This window comes from Paenibacillus sp. FSL H8-0259, from assembly GCF_037963255.1.
Taxonomy (GTDB): Bacteria; Bacillota; Bacilli; order Paenibacillales; family Paenibacillaceae; genus Paenibacillus_AQ; species Paenibacillus_AQ phytohabitans.
In genome coordinates, this window is record NZ_CP150147.1 from 1153073 (window position 1) to 1170175 (window position 17103).

Genomic DNA, 17103 nt, shown 5'->3' on the forward strand with positions numbered 1-17103 from the left:
CAGCCCAAAGTGCTGTATCAAGCAGATCAAAATTATATTCAGAGTCTAAAGTCTGTTCGGCATCACTTGCACAGTGTATGCAGACAACATGTGAACCAGATTGTCCGGGTGCAGACGATTGACGGCCAGGTCGTTACTGGGAGAATTCTCGGCAGCGATAGAGGATTGTTATACATGGGGGTACAGAATCATCATGGAGCAGGACGCGCCTTCGGAAGCAGCGATGAAGCCATCCTGACCCTGGTACTGTTCGAATTGCTGGTTATAGTTTTATTGTCTTAACTCAAAAGATAAGAGCCTGCGTAAGCAGGTCCTTATCTTTTTTTATGATTGGTTAGAATGTTTTGAGAATGATCACCAGCAGAATGTAAAGGACTAAGATTGTAGTGGTAGAAGTAAAAAGTCCACCGACATTTCCGCAACCGCTCATCGTCTTACCTCCCTCACAGTATCATCTTTCAGAACCATGATATGCACTTTTGGTCATTCGGGTATAGACCATCGGCCAATTTAAAGCTCAGAGCCGGGTAAGAAATAGAAGCGGAAATGGATAATGTCTTCAATGCATTCAATGCTCCGCCTGCCCCCGGAAATCCTTCGGTGAGCAGCCGACCTGCTTCTTGAACACCTTGCTGAAATATTTGACGTCATGGAAGCCGACCATCTCCGAGATCTGCGCCAGCTTCAGGTTGGGATTCTGCATCAGCAGCTTGGCCTTCTCAATGCGGACGCTGCCGATGTAGTCGGAGAAGTTGATGCCGTATTCCTGTTTGAATTTGCGTGAAATATACTCGCGGCTGACATAGAATTTGCCGGCAACCTCCTGCAGGGAGAGGTCAGACGGGTAGTTCTGCTCAATATATTTAACGATCTCCGTCATCGGGTTCCGCTCTTTCATGTGTCTGGCCGAGAGCGTCTGGGACAGCTGCTGCATCAGTGCAAAGGACCAGTCGCGCCAGGCGAACAGGGAGAAGGAATAACCGCTTGGCGGCGGTGAAGGACTCAGCAGATCAGCCTGCTCAAGCTCGGCCAGCACACTGTCCGACTGGTTCCCCAGCGCTTCCCGGACCAGCCGCGAACGGAACAGGAGAGCATCGGCCTTCCACGAATTCAGCATTTGCGGGGTAACGACACCCCGGCGGCTGAGCTCGTGGGTCCAGTGCTGCGCGGCAGCGGATAGAGCTTCTGCTGTGCCGCTGATGACCGCCATCCGCCAGTCCTCCTGGACATCGGCGAAGTTCAGCGGTGCCTCCGTCTCCGTGTTGCCGGATTCCCGGCTGTCTGCCGGCATGCCGCCGGCTCCCGCACCCGGGGAGAAATGGCAATAATCCTCATGCCGTAACAGGTTCCGCCGCAGCAGGGCTTCGGCGGCTTCCGTGCGCTGTGCCGGCAGCTGTCCCGGGAACGCGCCTGCGGTGCTGATTCCGAAATGCATACGGAACTGCAGGGTACGGTAGATCCCCTGATTAATCCGGCTGATCAGCTCGATAACAGACTCCTCCAGATCCCAGAGAATGATGGCAATCTCCGGCGGACCGCCCCAGTACCGGAAGGCAACGCCCTTACGCTGCAGCTGCAGGAATTCATTGCAGATGTTCACGATGGCGTAGTACATCAGCTCACTGTCTCCCCCGAAACGTTTAAGCAGCGGATTGTTGCCGCTGTCCGTCTGCAGAAGGATCAGCCGTGCAGCCTGTATACTCTGCGGAATGATTCCGTCACCGGTCAGCCTGCGCAGCGAGGCCTCGGCATTGACCTTATCATCAATCAGCGCGGAGAGCAGCTTCTCCCCGTAGATCGGCTTGATCTCATTCAGCCGGAGGCTCTGGAGCTGACGGTGGCTGCGCTCCTCTTCTTCGGAGCGCCAGGCTGCTACCGCCTTGGACACTGCGTTATTAATCATATCCGCTTCGATCGGCTTAAGAATATAGTCAATGCCGCCGTGGCGGACGGTCTGGCGCACGAAGTCGAAATCATCATGCCCGCTGACAACAATGAATTTGGTGTTGCCTGCGAATTCATCCACCCAGGTCATCAGCTCAACGCCGCTGCCTGACTCCATCATCATATCCATAATCACCAGCGCCGGCTTCTCCTTGCGGATCAGCCCGATGGCTTCATTGCCGTTCCCTGCTTCCAGAATCTCATCAATCTGATGCGCATCCCAGTCCACCAGCAGCCGGACGGCCTTCCGGACTCTTGCTTCGTCATCCACAATAAGCGCCTTCATATCCGTTCACTCTCCACTAATATCTCAATTTCCAGCCGGATGATAACCCCGCCGGTCTCCAGATTATCTACCGTCAGCAAAGCATCATCCCCGCAAACCAGCCGCAGCCTGGCCAATACATTACCCAGGCCGATTCCCGCACCGGGAGCATCACGTTTGCTGTAGCTGTCCTGACCTGAGTTCTTTATCATGTCGAGCTCTTCAACAGCTCTGGGCTGCTGCAGCTCCTTGCGCAGCGTCTCCAGCTTCACGGCCGGAATCGAGGGGCCGTTGTTCCGGATACTGATCTCCATCCGGCTAGGGCTAAGTCTGGCTGCCGTAATCTCAATGAATCCGTCCGTGCGGGCAAGGTTGAACCCATGCTTGAAGTAATTCTCCACAATCGGCTGCAGGATCATTTTGGGCATCAGCGCGTGCAGCAAGGAGTCTTCCATATCGTAGCGGAAACTGAACTTGTTTTCAAAACGTTCCTTCTGCAGCTCAATATACGCTTTAACATGCTCCAGTTCATTCTGGATCGTCACAATCTTCTCATCATTGTACATGCTGTAGCGCATCATCTTGGCCAGTGCCGAGAGCAGACCATAGATTTGCGGCACCTTCAGCTCAAGGGCTAGTGTACCGATAATCTGAAGGGTGTTGTTCAGGAAATGCGGGTTGATCTGCGACTGCAGCGCCCTCAGCTCATTGGTTTTGTTCGACAGCTCCAGCCTGTACTCGCGCAGAATCAGGTTGTTGATCGTGTCCATCATACTGCGGAAATGCTCCGTGACCACACCGATCTCATCTTTTCCTGCCGGACGGATATCAATCTCAAGATTACCGGTCTGCACCTGATTCATGTACCGGGTCAACTGCTTGATGGGGGCGGTGATCCGGAAGGAGATCAGAATCGTCAGGGCGATGATCATACTCATCAGCACGAAGAGCAGAAGCAGGTTAATGCCGGCGGCCTCCTTGGCTTCACGGAACAGATAGGAGACAGGGATTTGCTTGACAAGCGTCCAGCTCAGTCCTATGCTTTCGATCTTTTGATAGATGAACACAGAGTTGTCCTGCTCAAAATGCCCTTGGGTCACCATGCTGTCAGCCATCTGTTTATTGTACCATGCTGCATCCAGCGGTTGGCCGAATGTGCCGGCGTCAGGTCCGTATACGAGCTTGCCGGCGCTGTCCACCAGATAGATGTTTTCCTGATCCTGGTCGTATAGCTGGTCTACTATATCACCAAGAGCTGCGAGCTTGACATCAATCGAGAGATAGCCGAGTGCTTCAGAGGAAGGAATACGCTCAATTCTGCGGTGCATCGTAAAAACAGGCTCCGGTACGAACTGCGTTAGTGGCAGACTTAATCCGTAGGCGTCGCTTAGATGGGTGCTTTGCACTTTTACCGGGGAGCTCCCTGTAATGTTGGATTCCTGGTAGGGTGTGTCTCCCAGCCAGCGCTTGGGTGTCGTATTATCGGTAATCAGTGTAGCTTTACCGTCTTTGACGCCATATAAGTACACCTGTGAGATATTAGGCAGCGAGGTGGAGATGTAGCTGAGCGAATTGTAAATTGCGATGTCGGAGGACAGATCGTCATGCCCGGCTTCAAGCAGCCGGTAGAAATCCGAGTCAGAGTACACACTGAGTGACAAACGGTTGATCTCCCCAATCAGACTGTTAATGTTCTTGGAGCCCTGATAGAGCAGATTCTTATTCTCATCGACAGCCCGTGTTCTGAGGGAGTTGGTCGTATAGGAATAGCTGACGAACATAGTAGCCATAATACAGATTAATGTTGGCAGGAGTAAAAAAACGATCAATTTGGTACGGATACTGTTCCATTTCATGAGGCTCGCTTCACATCCGATCAATATTTTACACCCTAAAGATCACTTGCGTAGGTGTAAGGGACTCTGTAAAAAACAGATAATATGTTTAGATCATAAACAAGTGAGTGAGTAAAAGAAAGGGGGACCATTACATGCGCGGCAATAAGTTGTCCCAATTAGGTCAACAAGTATTTTTCGTTGGCCCGGCATTGTTGTTTTTTACCTTGATCACGATTATTCCTTTTCTGATGGGGATGTACTATTCCTTCACAGACTGGAACGGCGTATCGGGTAATGTTAGCTGGGTCGGCTTTGAGAACTTTAAAATGATTTTTACCAATGATCCCGATTTCTGGTCATCCTTCTGGTTCACCGTAAGATTCACGGTCCTTGGAGTGGTATTGACCAATGTAGTAGGCTTTTTCCTGGCCTATCTGCTGACTAAACCTTTGAAGACACGCAATATGCTCCGGACCATTTTCTTCATGCCGAATGTGATCGGGGGATTGCTGCTTGGTTTTATATGGCAGTTCATCTTCATTAAAGGCTTCGCCACCATGGGCGATATGACAGGCTGGTCCTTCTTCAACCTTCCTTGGCTCGGGGATGCAACAACCGGCTTCTGGGCAATCGTTATGGTGTTCATCTGGCAGTCTTCCGGCTATCTGATGGTGATCTACATCGCTTCGCTCAGCAACGTGTCCAAAGAAGTGCTCGAAGCTGCCGAGATTGACGGCGCATCCCGGATGCAGGTGCTTCGCAACATTATCGTGCCGCTGATTATGCCTGCGGTGACGATCGGTTTGTTCCTGGCGATTTCCTGGTCCTTCAAAATGTTCGACCTGAACCTGTCGCTGACCAAAGGCGGGCCGTTCAAATCGACGGAATCCGTTGCTATGAATATCTACAATGAAGCCTTCCTGAACAACCGTTACGGTCTGGGTACGGCAAAAGCGCTGTTATTCTTCGTGATTGTCGCACTGATCACAGTGATTCAGGTCCGTGTAACGAAGAGCAAGGAGGTAGAAGCTTAAATGAATGCTAAATCAAAAGGCAGATGGAATATCGGAATTGAAGTGATTATGATTCTTCTGGCACTTCTGTTCCTCTCTCCTTTCTATTTCCTGCTGGCGAACTCGGTGAAATCCTTCGGTGAGATCCTGAGCGATGCGGCCAGCTGGCCGCAGACCTTCATGTGGTCGAACTATACTAATGCCTGGAAGCTGGCCCGGTTCTCCGAAGCCTTCCGCAACTCGCTGATTGTTACGATCATCAGTGTGGTGCTGATCTCGCTGTTCAGCGCAATGGCGGCTTACCGCATGGTGCGTGCCAACAACCGGTTCAACCAGGTTCTGCTGCTGCTGTTCGTAGCCGCTATGGTCGTTCCATTCCAGACCATCATGATTCCGATCCTGAAGGTTGTTAACATTCTGCATGTGAATAACTCCTTCACGGGACTGATTATTTCCAATCTGGGACTTAGTATTCCGATGGCGATCTTCCTGTTCCACGGCTTCATCAAGTCCGTGCCGCTGGAAATTGAAGAAGCGGCAACCGTGGATGGCTGTAATCCGATCTCGGCCTTCTTCCGGATTGTGCTTCCGCTGCTGAAGCCAATGCTGATGACGATTATCGTGCTGAATGCGCTAGGCATCTGGAATGACTATCTGCTTCCATCGCTGATTCTTCAGGCACCTGAACTGCGGACCATTCCGCTGGCGACCTTCTCGTTCTTCGGGCAGTATACGAAGCAGTGGGATATGGCGCTTCCGGCACTGACTATCGGGGTTGCTCCCATTGTGATTTTCTATCTGTTCATGCAGCGTTACATTGTTGAGGGAATAGCGGCTGGCTCGGTGAAGGGTTAATTCACCGGGCTCCCGTTCCACATATTAAGCAGTTAACTTATTCAAGGGGGAAATAAAAATGATGAAAAAACGCTCTGCAGTGATGCTGTCCAGCGTCATGCTGATGTCTGTCGTGCTTGCAGCATGCGGCGGTAACAACAATACCGCTTCAAATAATGCATCAAATGGAAGCGCTGGCAACTCCGGTGAAGTGAAAACGGTTAAGATTTTCCAGTTCAAAACCGAAATCGTAGAAGGCCTCAACGAGCTTAAGGTTGAGTTCGAGAAGGAATATCCTAACATTAAGCTGGATATCCAGACTGTCGGCGGCGGCGCTGACTATGCGGCAGCCCTGAAGACTAAGTTCGCTTCCGGCGACGCTCCAGATATTTTCTCCAACGGCGGTTACGCTGAATTCGATCTGTGGGGAGACAAGATCGAGGATCTGTCCGATCAGCCTTGGGTCAAGGATCTGATTCCTTTGGCTGCAGAGCCTATGACCAGAGACGGTAAAACCTATGGTATGCCGATGAACCTTGAAGGTATCGGTTATGTATACAACAAGGACCTGTTCGCGAAAGCCGGTATCACTGAAACGCCAAAAACGATCACTGAGCTGGAAGAAGCGGCTAAAAAGCTGCAGGCGATCGACGTTATTCCTTTCGGCAACGCATATCAGGAATGGTGGCTGCTGGGTATCCAGGGCATCAGCGTAGCTTTTGCACAGCAGGATAATGTGGATGAATTCATCAGCGGCCTGAATGCCGGAACTTCCACCATCGTAGGCAACGAGAAGTTCAAGGACTGGAGCAACCTGCTTAACCTGACGGTGAAATACGGACAGAAGAATCCTTTGACTACCGATGCCAACACGCACCTGGCTATGTTCGCTAATGGCGAAGTTGCCATGATGCAAGAAGGAAACTGGGCGCAGACGCTGGTTGATAACATTACGCCTGACATGAACATCGGCATGTTCCCTATGCCAATCAGTGACGATCCTGAGTTGAACGATAAGCTGTCTGTAGGTGTTCCGGCGAACCTGGTCGTAAACAAGGATTCCGGATCTAAGGAAGAAGCTAAAACCTTCCTGAACTGGCTCGTAACTTCTGACATGGGTAAAGAATATATCTCTAAAAAGTGGAAATTCATCCCTGCCCTGTCGACTATTCCAGTAACAACTGAAGATGTAGGCCAGCTTGGTTCCGATGTATGGAACTATGTTCAAGAAGGTAAAGTTTACGGTCTGCAGGCTTCGAAATTCCCTGATGGTGTAACTCAAGAATTCGCAAGCAGCATCCAAGAGCTGATCGCGGGCAAAGTGGATGAAGCCGGCTGGGAAAAAGGCATGCAGGCGGGTTGGGACAAGCTGAAGAAATAATCAGTACCTGCAAGCAAATCATTCTAATGTAATACTAAACAGAGAGTCCTTCTAGGGACCTAACCCGGATAAAGTGGATTTGCCAGGACGCTCCAGTCTATCTCAGCATATGAGGTGAGGCGGGGGCGTCCTTTGGGTTATCCAGAAAACAGGCGGCTGGCTGAGATATACTCTATTTATAAAGTGTCTGTGCATGAATGAGGAGAGGGAGCTGATGGAGGTTATGGAGCTGAACAACTACAGCAAGGTGCAGATCGGTGTGGACTATTATCCCGAGCACTGGGACGAGTCTATGTGGGAGAGCGATATCGGGCTAATGAAGGAAACCGGAGTCAAAGTAGTCCGGGTCGCGGAGTTTGCCTGGAGCCGGCTTGAACCGGAGGAAGGGAAGTTTGATTTCGCCTGGCTGGACCGGGCGCTGGACTTGTTCCATGCGTATGGGATTCAGATTGTCATCGGGACGCCGACAACGACACCGCCGCGCTGGCTGACCTCCGCTTACCCGGATGTGCTGCCGGTATATGCCGATGGAGGCGTGTACCATCCGGGCGTGCGCGGACACCGCTGTTACAACAGCGCATCGCTGCGTAAGTATGGCACCCGGATTGTTGAAGCGCTGGCCCTTCATTACTGCAGCCATCCTGCTGTCACCGGCTGGCAGACGGACAATGAATTCGGCATGCTGGATTGCCATTGTGACAGCTGCAACCTGGCGTTCCGCAGCTGGGTCCGGGAGAAGTACGGCACCACGGAACAAGTGAATGCAGAGTGGGGAACTGTGGTCTGGAGCGGGGAGTACAGCAGCTGGGATGAACTGACGGTTCCTTATGGCGGCTCGCCGTTCCAGAACCCTTCGATGCTGCTGGATTTCCAGCGGTTCCAGTGGGAGGCGGCGGTTGCCTTCCAGAAGACGCAGACGGAGGTGCTGCGCGCGATCTGCCCGCAGCACTTCATCACCCATAACTTCCACAGCTATCCGCAGCGGCTGGATATGCACGGGCTGGCCGAGGATCTTGATGTCGCGTCCTTCGACTATTATCCGAACCCCTCACCGCAGAAGCAGGCGACCGCGCCATACAGCGGGGCGTTATCCCTGGATCTGACCCGGGGCATCAAACGCCGCAATTTCTGGATCATGGAGCAGCTCAGCGGTCCGCCGGGCTGCTGGTTCCCGATGTGGCGGACACCTTATCCGGGGCTCATCCGCGCGTACAGCTGGCAGGCAATTGCCAGAGGTGCGGATACCGTGGTGCATTTCCGCTGGAGAAGCGCGGCTGCCGGAGCTGAGCAGTTCTGGCACGGGCTGATTGACCACAGCAATGTGCCCGGGCGGAGATTTGCCGAATTCGCGCAGCTGTGCAGCGAGGTGAACGGTCTGGCTCCGCTGCTGGAGGGGACCCGGGTTATTAGCCAGGCGGCTATCCTGTATTCACATGAGCAGATGGCGGCGCTGCGTATTCAGCCCCAGGCGGAAGGGCTGGACTACTATGAGAACATTAAGCAGTACCACCGGGCGCTGACCAGGCATGGTATCGGCTGTGATATCATCGGCTGGCGGCAGCCGCTAGCGGGGTACAAGCTGGTGATTGCCCCAAGCCTGTATCTGCATGATGAAGCAGCCGCGCAATTGCTGGAGGACTTTGCAGCAGGAGGCGGTACAGTAATCCTTACCAGCCGCAGCGGTGTGAAGAATATGAACAACATCTGTATGATGCAGCCGCTGCCGGGACTCTTCTCCCGGGCGGCGGGCGTAACGGTGGAGGAATATGATCCGGTCGGAGGCGAGGTCCACTTGCTTCGCGGCTCTGACGGAACCCGGTATGAATGCAGCCAGTGGTGCGACATTCTGCGGCCGGAGGGAGCCGAGGCGATCGCCTGGTATGAGGATGATTTCTTTGCCGGTGCTCCTGCGGTTACGGTGAACCGCTTCGGGGCGGGCAGGGTTTATTATATCGGCACCCATGCGGAGGAGAGTTACTGGATGAAGCTTCTGGGTGATATCGCACCGGATGCGGGACTAACGCTGTTCCCGGAATTGCCGGACGGCGTGCAGGCCTTCACACGCACAGGATCAAAGGGAGAGCTGCTGTTTCTGCTGAATCTCAGCCGGACGTCTCAGACGGTGGGGTTAGACAGGCTCTACCGCAGCGCTCTTACCGGTACCCCGATATCTGGTCCGGTAGAGCTTGCGGCATATGGTGTAGAAATTCTGGAGACTCACGGCTGAAGGCTGAAGCTTGGCGGGGTGTTGACACTCAGGCGGAAGGATGCCGTCTCTTGTCCAGCATGCGCGAGATCAAGGGGATTACCACTGCTCTGGATTGCGGAGGATTCAATCCTGGCTGCTGTTCCTTCTGCGGAGTCTGAAGCTCTTCTTGCCGGAGCATGTCCAGCAGGTCATAGACCGTTGTGATTTGATTCGTATCTATAGTTAATTCTTTACCATCCGGGTTCCCGGGGATCTTGAAATTCCATTGTTTATTTCCCATCATAATCACTCCTTATTAGTTTGTGCCATCCGGCAGAGGCAGAGTGTTTCTTTTATATTTTCATCATAATCTGCGAAGCGGATCATGTATAATGAAGGGAAATGATGGTGGCCATCACTGTGGCTGATGGGTGATCCGGGGGAGAGATGCGGTATGGATATGGGTCTTCTTAAAGTATTTCAGGCGGTTGCTGAAGAAGGTAGTATCTCTAAAGCAGCCCAAAGCCTAAACTATGTGCAGTCGAATGTGACAGCCAGAATTCAGCAATTGGAGCAGGAGCTGAAGACTCCGCTCTTCTACCGTCATAGCCGGGGGATCACGCTGACTTCAGCGGGACAGACGTTCATGGAATATACGGTCAGGATACTTAAGCTGCTGGACGAAGCCAAACAGGCGGTGCTGGATTCGCCGGTACCCAAAGGCTCAATAACGGTCGGCTCGGATACGACGGCTGCTGTACGGCTGCCTGCCATCCTATCCGCTTACCGGGTCTGTTACCCTGATGTTGAAGTTCATCTGCAGGTGGGACGGGCGGGGGAGCTTATTGATTCTGTCCTGCAGCATACCGTGCACGGAGCCTTTCTCGACGGACCGGTTGAGCATCCGGAGATTGTCCAGGAGCTGCTCATCCATGAGCGGATCGGACTTGTCATTCCGGATACGATGGATTATCAGGGCATCCGCTCTGTACATGACAAGACACTGCTGATGCTGAATTCAGAGTGCCTGTACCGGAGCAGGCTGGAGAAATGGCTCGCCGAAGAGGGCGGCCGGCTGGGCAAGGTGATGGAATTCGGGACGATGGAGGGACTCCTCGGCTGCGTGAAAGCGGGAATCGGCTATGCGGTGCTGCCTTTATCCTATTTCACCCGGATGAATGTAACGGAAGGCATCCGCATTTATCCGTTCCCGGAGAAGTATGCGGAGGTCCCGACGGTGTTCATCCGGCGGCGCGATCTCTATATGACGAGTGCTTTCCGGGAGTTCATAGAGGAGCTTAAGGCAGGGCTGCCTGAAGCGGTGAGCGGGGCAGATATGACGGCGGACAGCGGCAGAACTGTTAAGTGACAGATGAAGCATACCGCATGTACCTGGTCCATCCTTCTGGAGATTGTGGGCAAGGTGTTCCTTTATCTTTCTTGGGGCTGTCCCGAAATCCATATATTGGCTTTGGGATAGCCCTCTGTTTTTAAGCAGGATCAACGTGAGCACTTGGATGGACGCTCTGCGAACGGACCGTTGTTTGGGGCGCTGTGCTCTCCAGACTTTTTTTCATTTCACTTAGCGGAGACAATCCGGAGCCTGCGAATGCTTTCGAAATGAGCTTTCCTACAGAAAGCTTTCAGGGGACTCACCTTTGAACCACCTCGTTCGTATAGTGAGTGCAGCCGTCAACCGGCTGAACGACACCCTCTTTGACGTTGCCTATTCCCGGTGGCGGCCGCGACAGCTACCCTCCTGAAAGGCTCACCAAAGTCATCATCTACGCCTATACCCGGCGCACCTATTCGTCCCGCCCAATCGTTTACAGTGACCCGATTACGGTATGGGGTGAGATATGCTTAATTGCACTTCGTACAACTAAATCGTCTGATTTACAACCGATTATCCGTTTAGTTGTATTTCGTACAATTAAACGGCCATTTGAACCTTCATTTTCACCAATCGGGCAAATATAGTTGTACAGACTACAGTTATAAGAGACAAGCATACCTTTTCGCTGTTTTTAATTGTACAGAATACAACTATCACTGAACTTGAACTTGCGACGCGGGATATGGGGAAGATAGAGAACTGGACATACGACGAAGCCGGAGATACGTGGACGTATAAAGCCGGACAGAAGCTTTTTTCGCTATGAGAGTAAGGAGAAACTGAAAATCTGGGGGCTGTCAGTCTGGAAGGGATGCGGTACCGAAATCAGGCCAGATAAATCATATAACCAAAGTGCTTGTCCCGGATTGGGCGGGAGAATTAATGCAGCTTCCTGAACTGCTCCGGCGTAATCGCCGACTGCTTGCGGAACGTAGCCACGAAGTGGCTGACGTCGCGGAAGCCGACGCGCTGTGAGATTGCTTTTACCGTAAGCGCAGGCTGGGTGACAAGGAGCTCCTTGCTCTTGCGGATTCGCAGCCGGACGAAATAGGCATAAGGGGAGAGGCCGAACGTCTGCAGGAACAGGCTGTTCAGATAGCGCCCGGATACATCGAGCTGGCCAGCGAGATCATAGAGACCGACCTCGGGATCGCCGTAGTGGCTGTCCATCCATTTCAGCAGCGGCTGCAGCTTGTCCACATTGCGGGAGATCGCTGTGTTATTGTGCAGCTGCCCGTACTTGTTCAGCGTCAGCAGGAAACGGTAGGCGTCGGTCGATTCACCTAGGTTGAACATGTCTCCGGAAGTGTCATGGCGGTCGAGCATCTCCTTCAGCATATGGCGGAGCGGTGATTCATTCTCCCAGCGGTACAGAAGATTGGTATTCATCGCGAGCGAATCCAGAATATGCCGGGCTGAAGTCCCGCCGAAGGTGAGATAATAGGTGCACCATACCTCGGAAGAGAGGGATTCATAGCCGTGCGGCATACCCGGCATCAGCAGAATGCCGCTGCCTTCAGCGAGTGTTATTTTTTTGTTGTCGAAATGAATGATGCCTTCACCGTACGCGGTTTGCAGCCAGTGATAGGTATGATAGCCTTGCGGGCGGGAGACTTTCTCCTGATCGGGGTTATAGCCCATACTATCCAGGGCAATCGGAAGCTGCTGGCCGCTCTCCTGGGCGAACACGATTCTGCGCACGGTGCTAACTGGCATAAATGTCAACTCCTGTAGTTCCATATTATTATATGATAGGTTTTTTATTTTATATATAAAGCGCTTATTTTAATGCTTAAAATAAGAATATACTTATACTATAAAGGATGTGCAAAGTATGATCAACGAGAAATTGCCGAAGATCTGGTATGGTGGAGATTATAACCCGGAGCAGTGGGATGCCCCGGTATGGGCAGAGGATGAACGGATGTTCAAGCTTGCAGGGATCGATGTCGCTACGATCAATGTGTTCAACTGGGCAACGCTTCAGCCGTCCGAAGATACGTATGATTTCAGCGGTCTGGATGAATTAATCGACCGTCTATATAAGAATGGAACCTATGTATGTCTGGCTACTGCAACCGGGGCGCATCCGGCCTGGATGGCTCACCGCTATCCAGAGGTTACGCGGGTGGATGTCCAGGGCAGAAAGCGCAAATTCGGCGGACGCCATAACTCTAATCCGAACAGCCCGGTGTACCGTGAATATGCTGCACGGCTGGCTGGCAAGCTGGCGGAACGCTACAAGGATCATCCGGCGCTGCTGATCTGGCATATCTCCAATGAATACGGCGGATATGATTATTCCGAGCAGTCTGAAGCGGCCTTCCGCGTCTGGCTGAAGGAGCGTTACGGATCACTTGATGCGCTGAACAAAGCCTGGAATACCCGTTTCTGGGGCCATACCTTCTATGACTGGGAAGAGATCGTAGTCCCGAACGAGCTCAGTGAAGAGTGGAACGGCAACCGGACGAACTTCCAGGGGATTTCGCTGGATTACCGCAGATTCATGTCCCACAGCCTGCTGGAATGCTATAAGCTTGAGCATGCCGCAATCAGGGAACACAGCAAGAATATTCCCATTACCACTAACCTGATGGGCTTCTATCCGGAGCTGGACTATTTCGAATGGGCCAAATATATGGATGTTATCTCCTGGGACAACTATCCGGCGCTGGATACACCGGTCAGCCATACAGCTATGACGCATGACCTTATGCGCGGGCTGAAGAACGGCCAGCCGTTCATGCTGATGGAGCAGACACCAAGCCAGCAGAACTGGATGCCTTACAATTCCGTGAAGCGTCCGGGTGTGATGCGCCTGTGGAGCTATCAGGCGGTGGCGCGCGGCGCAGATACAGTGCTGTTCTTCCAGCTGCGCCGGTCTATCGGTGCATGCGAGAAGTATCACGGTGCGGTCATTGAGCATGTCGGACATGAGCATACCCGGGTATTCCGTGAATGTGCCGAGCTTGGCCGGGAGCTGGAGCAGCTGGGCGATGAGCTGCTGGATGCGCGCAGTGCGGCGCAGATCGGGATTATCTATGACTGGGAGAACCGCTGGGCGCTTGATCTATCCAGCGGCCCGACCGTTGCACTGGATTATGTGAAGGAAATTCACAGCTATTATGATGCACTGTATCAGCAGAATATTGAAGCGGATATGATTGGCGTAGAAGAGGACTTAACGAAGTACAAGGTTGTAATCGCACCGGTGATGTATATGATCAAACCGGGGTTTGCCGCGAAGGTGGAAGCCTTCGTTCAAGCGGGCGGAACGTTCATTACAACCTATTTCAGCGGTATCGTTAACGAGAACGATCTGGTTACCGTTGGAGGCTACCCTGGCGAGCTGCGCAAGGTGCTGGGCATCTGGGCTGAAGAGATTGATGCCCTGCTGCCGGATATGCGCAATGAAATTGTGATGAACCAGGAATGGGGTCAGCTTAACCGTTCCTATTCCTGCGGTCTGCTCTGCGATCTGATTCATTCCGAAGGTGCGGAAGTACTTGCACAGTACGGCACTGACTTCTATAAGGGGATGCCGGCCCTGACCGTGAACCGCTTCGGCGAAGGCAAAGCCTATTATGTAGCCACCAGTCCCGATGCTGCGTTCCTGCGCGCATTCCTGGCTACGGTGAGCGCAGAGAACGGCATTGTCCCGCTGGTGAATGCGCCGGAAGGCATTGAATCCGTTCAGCGGGTGAAGGAAGGCGTATCCTACCTGTTCCTGCTGAATCATTCCGCAGAGGAGCTTAGTGCAGATATCGGCACCGGCGAGCGGACAGATCTGCTGACAGGCAAGAAATGCAGCGGTTCCACTGTAGTGCCGGGCCGCGGAGTAATGATTCTGTCGGATAAACAATAAATTCAATATCTCATAATGCAATGCCGCCGCCCGTGTCCTTAGGGCGGCGGCATTTTGCCGTTTCTAATTGGTAAAAGAGCCGAAGTCTGTAATCTTCAGATCAACATTGATATGAATGGGGGTCCGGCTGAATACATCATCCCAGTGATCCTCTGACTTTCTCCATAATGCCGGCTTCTGGATACTGAGCCTGTCGCCGAATCCGGCGACATCGGCCTTGTAGTCGGACTGCAGCTTCTGAATCAGCGCCTGCATCATTTGCTCCAGCTTTTCCTTGAACAGCTTTTCTGCTTTTTGTGCGTGCTTTGTGGCGGAAGGGTATTCCTCGGCGTTCCAGGTTTCGCTGAGCCTTCCTTCCGTTGTGATTTTAACGTCAAAGGCCAGATTGCCGCCGTCGGTGACGGCAGTGATTTTACTTTTCATAGCCTTCATTTCATAGGTCATCGGCTGATTGTTCCAGTCGTGGGTTTTGATGACCCCGGTCTTGCCCTCGTTGGTGAGCCAGGACAGGCATTCGGTATCCTCCTGATTCAGCATTCCTACCCAGTGACCTGTATCTCCTTTAATAATACCGGCACCCGAGAATTCTACTTCGCCATTGGCTGTCACCAGGTTCTGCAGCGCAAAGCTTCGTTTGGAATACATCAGGGCATCCATTTTGGATAAAATGACCGGGTCCAGCACCTTGCTTGTCCGTCTCTGATTATGAATCATATCCCTGATATGAAATGAGGGAATTTGATTTTTTTGTTTGGAAACCAGCGTCTCCACTGCCTGGCCTTGACTTAAGAACACCATCGTACTGGGGCGGATGTCATTATCACGAAGCACAAAGTCCATTAACTGATTTATTTTCTGCTGCTTAAGCAGCTCGGTCGTGACCACAATAACCTTAAGGTGATGCCCGATAATCGGCCGGTCCAGGCGGAGCGAGTACTGGCGGAATATTTCCAGCAAAGAATCTCCTGTGCCCGTTACATTCAGATAGGGAGCATCACTGCTACTACTACTGCTGCTCTGACGACCTGTCCCTCCTACGGAATTTGCCGGAACGAGCTGTATGGTGGCTGTAATTGTATTCCGTTTGGGATAAGTCGCCCCCTGATCCTCCAGCGCCTGCTCCGTCACGGTGGGCTCCCCGACATCCAGAGCCAGGCCGGAGTATAACGCCAGATCTTCAATCTCCTTGCTGCTCCAGCAGGAGGTCTGAGTGGCGAGAAGCATCAGACAGCACAGCATAAGGAAGAATCTCCGTCTACACATGCTGCTTCAGCCCCTTCACACGGATGAGCCAGATAACCGAGAGCAGCACAGGCAGCAGCAGGAACAGAACAATCCCCATTTTGCCGATGGCATCCCCGAGTGCGAACAGGTCGGTCATGGATTTGGGCAGCATCGCCGATAGGAACAGAACGGGAACCATGGCATAAATAATCGGATGAACCTTAATCTTGAAGATCTGTGAAATGCCAAGCGTGGACTGGAAAAAGAAGCTGCTGAAGTTGCAGAACATCTGCATCAGCCAGATGACCATGAACGGGAATTCCATACGCTCGAAGAAAAAACCGGGCACCTCGAAGCTGCGCATCAGATCGATGGTAGGCCAGGTACTGGTGATGGCGGAATTAACGGAAATGCCCCCGATAACCATGATCACGGTCAGGAAATAGAGCCCCAGCGAGACCGCGAGGCCTCCAAGCATGGCTTTGACCGCCAGTTTGGGCTTCTCCATGAATGCTACAAGTGTCATCGTAACTTCTATACCGGTGAATACGAGCACAGTGGATTTCATCCCTGCGAATACAGGAGGCAATCCGTTGCCCAGCAAGGGACGCAGATGGTTGATATCAAACAGCCGTACGCTGAGTATAAAGGAAATGAGCAGTATCATAATGCTAATCGGGAACACAATCGTAAAGGCCCGGGCAATAGAGTTAATGCCTCCGTATACCAGATAGGTGCTGAGCCAGAGAAAAGGAAGGATGACTGCCCAGATGGGGGTTCCCTCCAGCAGAAAAAACAAGGTGACCTCGGCCAGCGTGCGGATTTCAAAGCCGGCAATAATGATGAAATAAAGAACCAGCAGCAAACACAGGCATCCGCCGAATACCCGGCCTGTAATCTGAGCGGCATATTGAAATACAGTTTTGCCCGGGAACTGCTGGCTGATCTTCACCATAATGAATACAACCAGCATCACAATGGCTCCGCCTAGCAGGACAGATATCCAGGAATCAGGGGTTTTGACTGATTCGCTCACACTGCGCGGAAGCGTAAGAATCCCCGCGCCAAGCAATGTATTGTTCAAGAAAACGGCCGCTTGTGTAGCCGTGATTTTATCATCGGTGCGTACGAACATTAAGTCCTCTTCCTCCTTGC

General features: G+C 52.4%; 14 protein-coding genes. 7 read left to right on the forward strand and 7 right to left on the reverse strand.

What is annotated here, in order from left to right:
- The first annotated feature begins 90 nt into the window (after nucleotides 1-90).
- A complete protein-coding gene (locus NSU01_RS04915; RefSeq protein ID WP_256703998.1) occupies nucleotides 91-282 on the forward strand; it encodes a hypothetical protein in 192 nt (63 codons plus the stop codon).
- A 52-nt stretch (nucleotides 283-334) separates the two neighbouring features.
- On the opposite strand, the gene NSU01_RS04920 is transcribed toward NSU01_RS04915, so the two are convergent.
- The 3 genes from NSU01_RS04920 to NSU01_RS04930 form a co-directional block, all read right to left on the reverse strand.
- Nucleotides 335-430: a YjcZ family sporulation protein gene (locus tag NSU01_RS04920; protein WP_231575287.1), complete on the reverse strand. Its 96-nt coding sequence runs from the start codon at nucleotides 428-430 to the stop codon at nucleotides 335-337.
- A 138-nt stretch (nucleotides 431-568) separates the two neighbouring features.
- Nucleotides 569-2230 carry a helix-turn-helix domain-containing protein gene (locus tag NSU01_RS04925; RefSeq protein ID WP_076247207.1) on the reverse strand — a complete coding sequence of 554 codons (1662 nt, stop codon included), beginning with the start codon at nucleotides 2228-2230 and terminating at the stop codon, nucleotides 569-571.
- Nucleotides 2227-4065: a sensor histidine kinase gene (locus NSU01_RS04930; RefSeq protein ID WP_076247204.1), complete on the reverse strand. Its 1839-nt coding sequence runs from the start codon at nucleotides 4063-4065 to the stop codon at nucleotides 2227-2229. The genes NSU01_RS04925 and NSU01_RS04930 overlap by 4 nt, the downstream gene beginning before the upstream one ends.
- 134 nt (nucleotides 4066-4199) lie before the next feature.
- On the opposite strand from NSU01_RS04930, the gene NSU01_RS04935 reads away from it, so the two are divergent.
- The 4 genes from NSU01_RS04935 to NSU01_RS04950 all read left to right on the forward strand — a co-directional run bounded on the left by NSU01_RS04935 (nucleotide 4200) and on the right by NSU01_RS04950 (nucleotide 9502).
- Complete coding sequence (locus NSU01_RS04935; RefSeq protein ID WP_042133796.1) at nucleotides 4200-5081, forward strand: sugar ABC transporter permease; 882 nt, start codon at nucleotides 4200-4202, stop codon at nucleotides 5079-5081.
- A complete protein-coding gene (locus tag NSU01_RS04940; protein ID WP_039305922.1) occupies nucleotides 5082-5915 on the forward strand; it encodes a carbohydrate ABC transporter permease in 834 nt (277 codons plus the stop codon).
- Nucleotides 5916-5973: 58 nt separating this feature from the next.
- The gene (locus NSU01_RS04945; protein ID WP_083705686.1) at nucleotides 5974-7275 is read left to right on the forward strand and encodes an ABC transporter substrate-binding protein; all 1302 of its coding nucleotides are present in this window, start codon (nucleotides 5974-5976) and stop codon (nucleotides 7273-7275) included.
- Nucleotides 7276-7489: 214 nt separating this feature from the next.
- Entirely contained in the window at nucleotides 7490-9502 is a 2013-nt protein-coding gene (locus NSU01_RS04950) for a beta-galactosidase (RefSeq protein ID WP_339302644.1), read from the forward strand.
- 28 nt (nucleotides 9503-9530) lie between these two features.
- Here NSU01_RS04950 and NSU01_RS04955 read toward each other — a convergent pair whose 3' ends face one another.
- Nucleotides 9531-9767 (reverse strand): hypothetical protein, encoded by a 237-nt coding sequence (locus NSU01_RS04955; protein ID WP_144026175.1) that lies wholly within the window; start codon nucleotides 9765-9767, stop codon nucleotides 9531-9533.
- Nucleotides 9768-9917: 150 nt separating this feature from the next.
- Between NSU01_RS04955 and NSU01_RS04960 the strand changes: the two genes are divergently transcribed.
- Entirely contained in the window at nucleotides 9918-10832 is a 915-nt protein-coding gene (locus tag NSU01_RS04960) for a LysR family transcriptional regulator (RefSeq protein WP_042133800.1), read from the forward strand.
- 906 nt (nucleotides 10833-11738) lie between these two features.
- Here the strand turns inward: NSU01_RS04960 and NSU01_RS04965 are convergent.
- Nucleotides 11739-12575: a helix-turn-helix domain-containing protein gene (locus NSU01_RS04965; RefSeq protein ID WP_076247201.1), complete on the reverse strand. Its 837-nt coding sequence runs from the start codon at nucleotides 12573-12575 to the stop codon at nucleotides 11739-11741.
- A 118-nt stretch (nucleotides 12576-12693) separates the two neighbouring features.
- Here NSU01_RS04965 and NSU01_RS04970 point away from each other — a divergent pair, with 118 nt between their 5' ends.
- A complete protein-coding gene (locus tag NSU01_RS04970) occupies nucleotides 12694-14724 on the forward strand; it encodes a beta-galactosidase (protein ID WP_076247199.1) in 2031 nt (676 codons plus the stop codon).
- Nucleotides 14725-14787: 63 nt separating this feature from the next.
- Here NSU01_RS04970 and NSU01_RS04975 read toward each other — a convergent pair whose 3' ends face one another.
- Together NSU01_RS04975 and NSU01_RS04980 are read right to left on the reverse strand one after the other, a co-directional pair.
- Nucleotides 14788-15987, reverse strand: a complete 1200-nt coding sequence (locus tag NSU01_RS04975) for a Ger(x)C family spore germination protein (RefSeq protein WP_076247196.1) — start codon at nucleotides 15985-15987, stop codon at nucleotides 14788-14790.
- A complete protein-coding gene (locus tag NSU01_RS04980) occupies nucleotides 15980-17083 on the reverse strand; it encodes a GerAB/ArcD/ProY family transporter (protein ID WP_076247194.1) in 1104 nt (367 codons plus the stop codon). The genes NSU01_RS04975 and NSU01_RS04980 overlap by 8 nt, the downstream gene beginning before the upstream one ends.
- Between the last annotated feature and the right edge of the window lie 20 nt (nucleotides 17084-17103).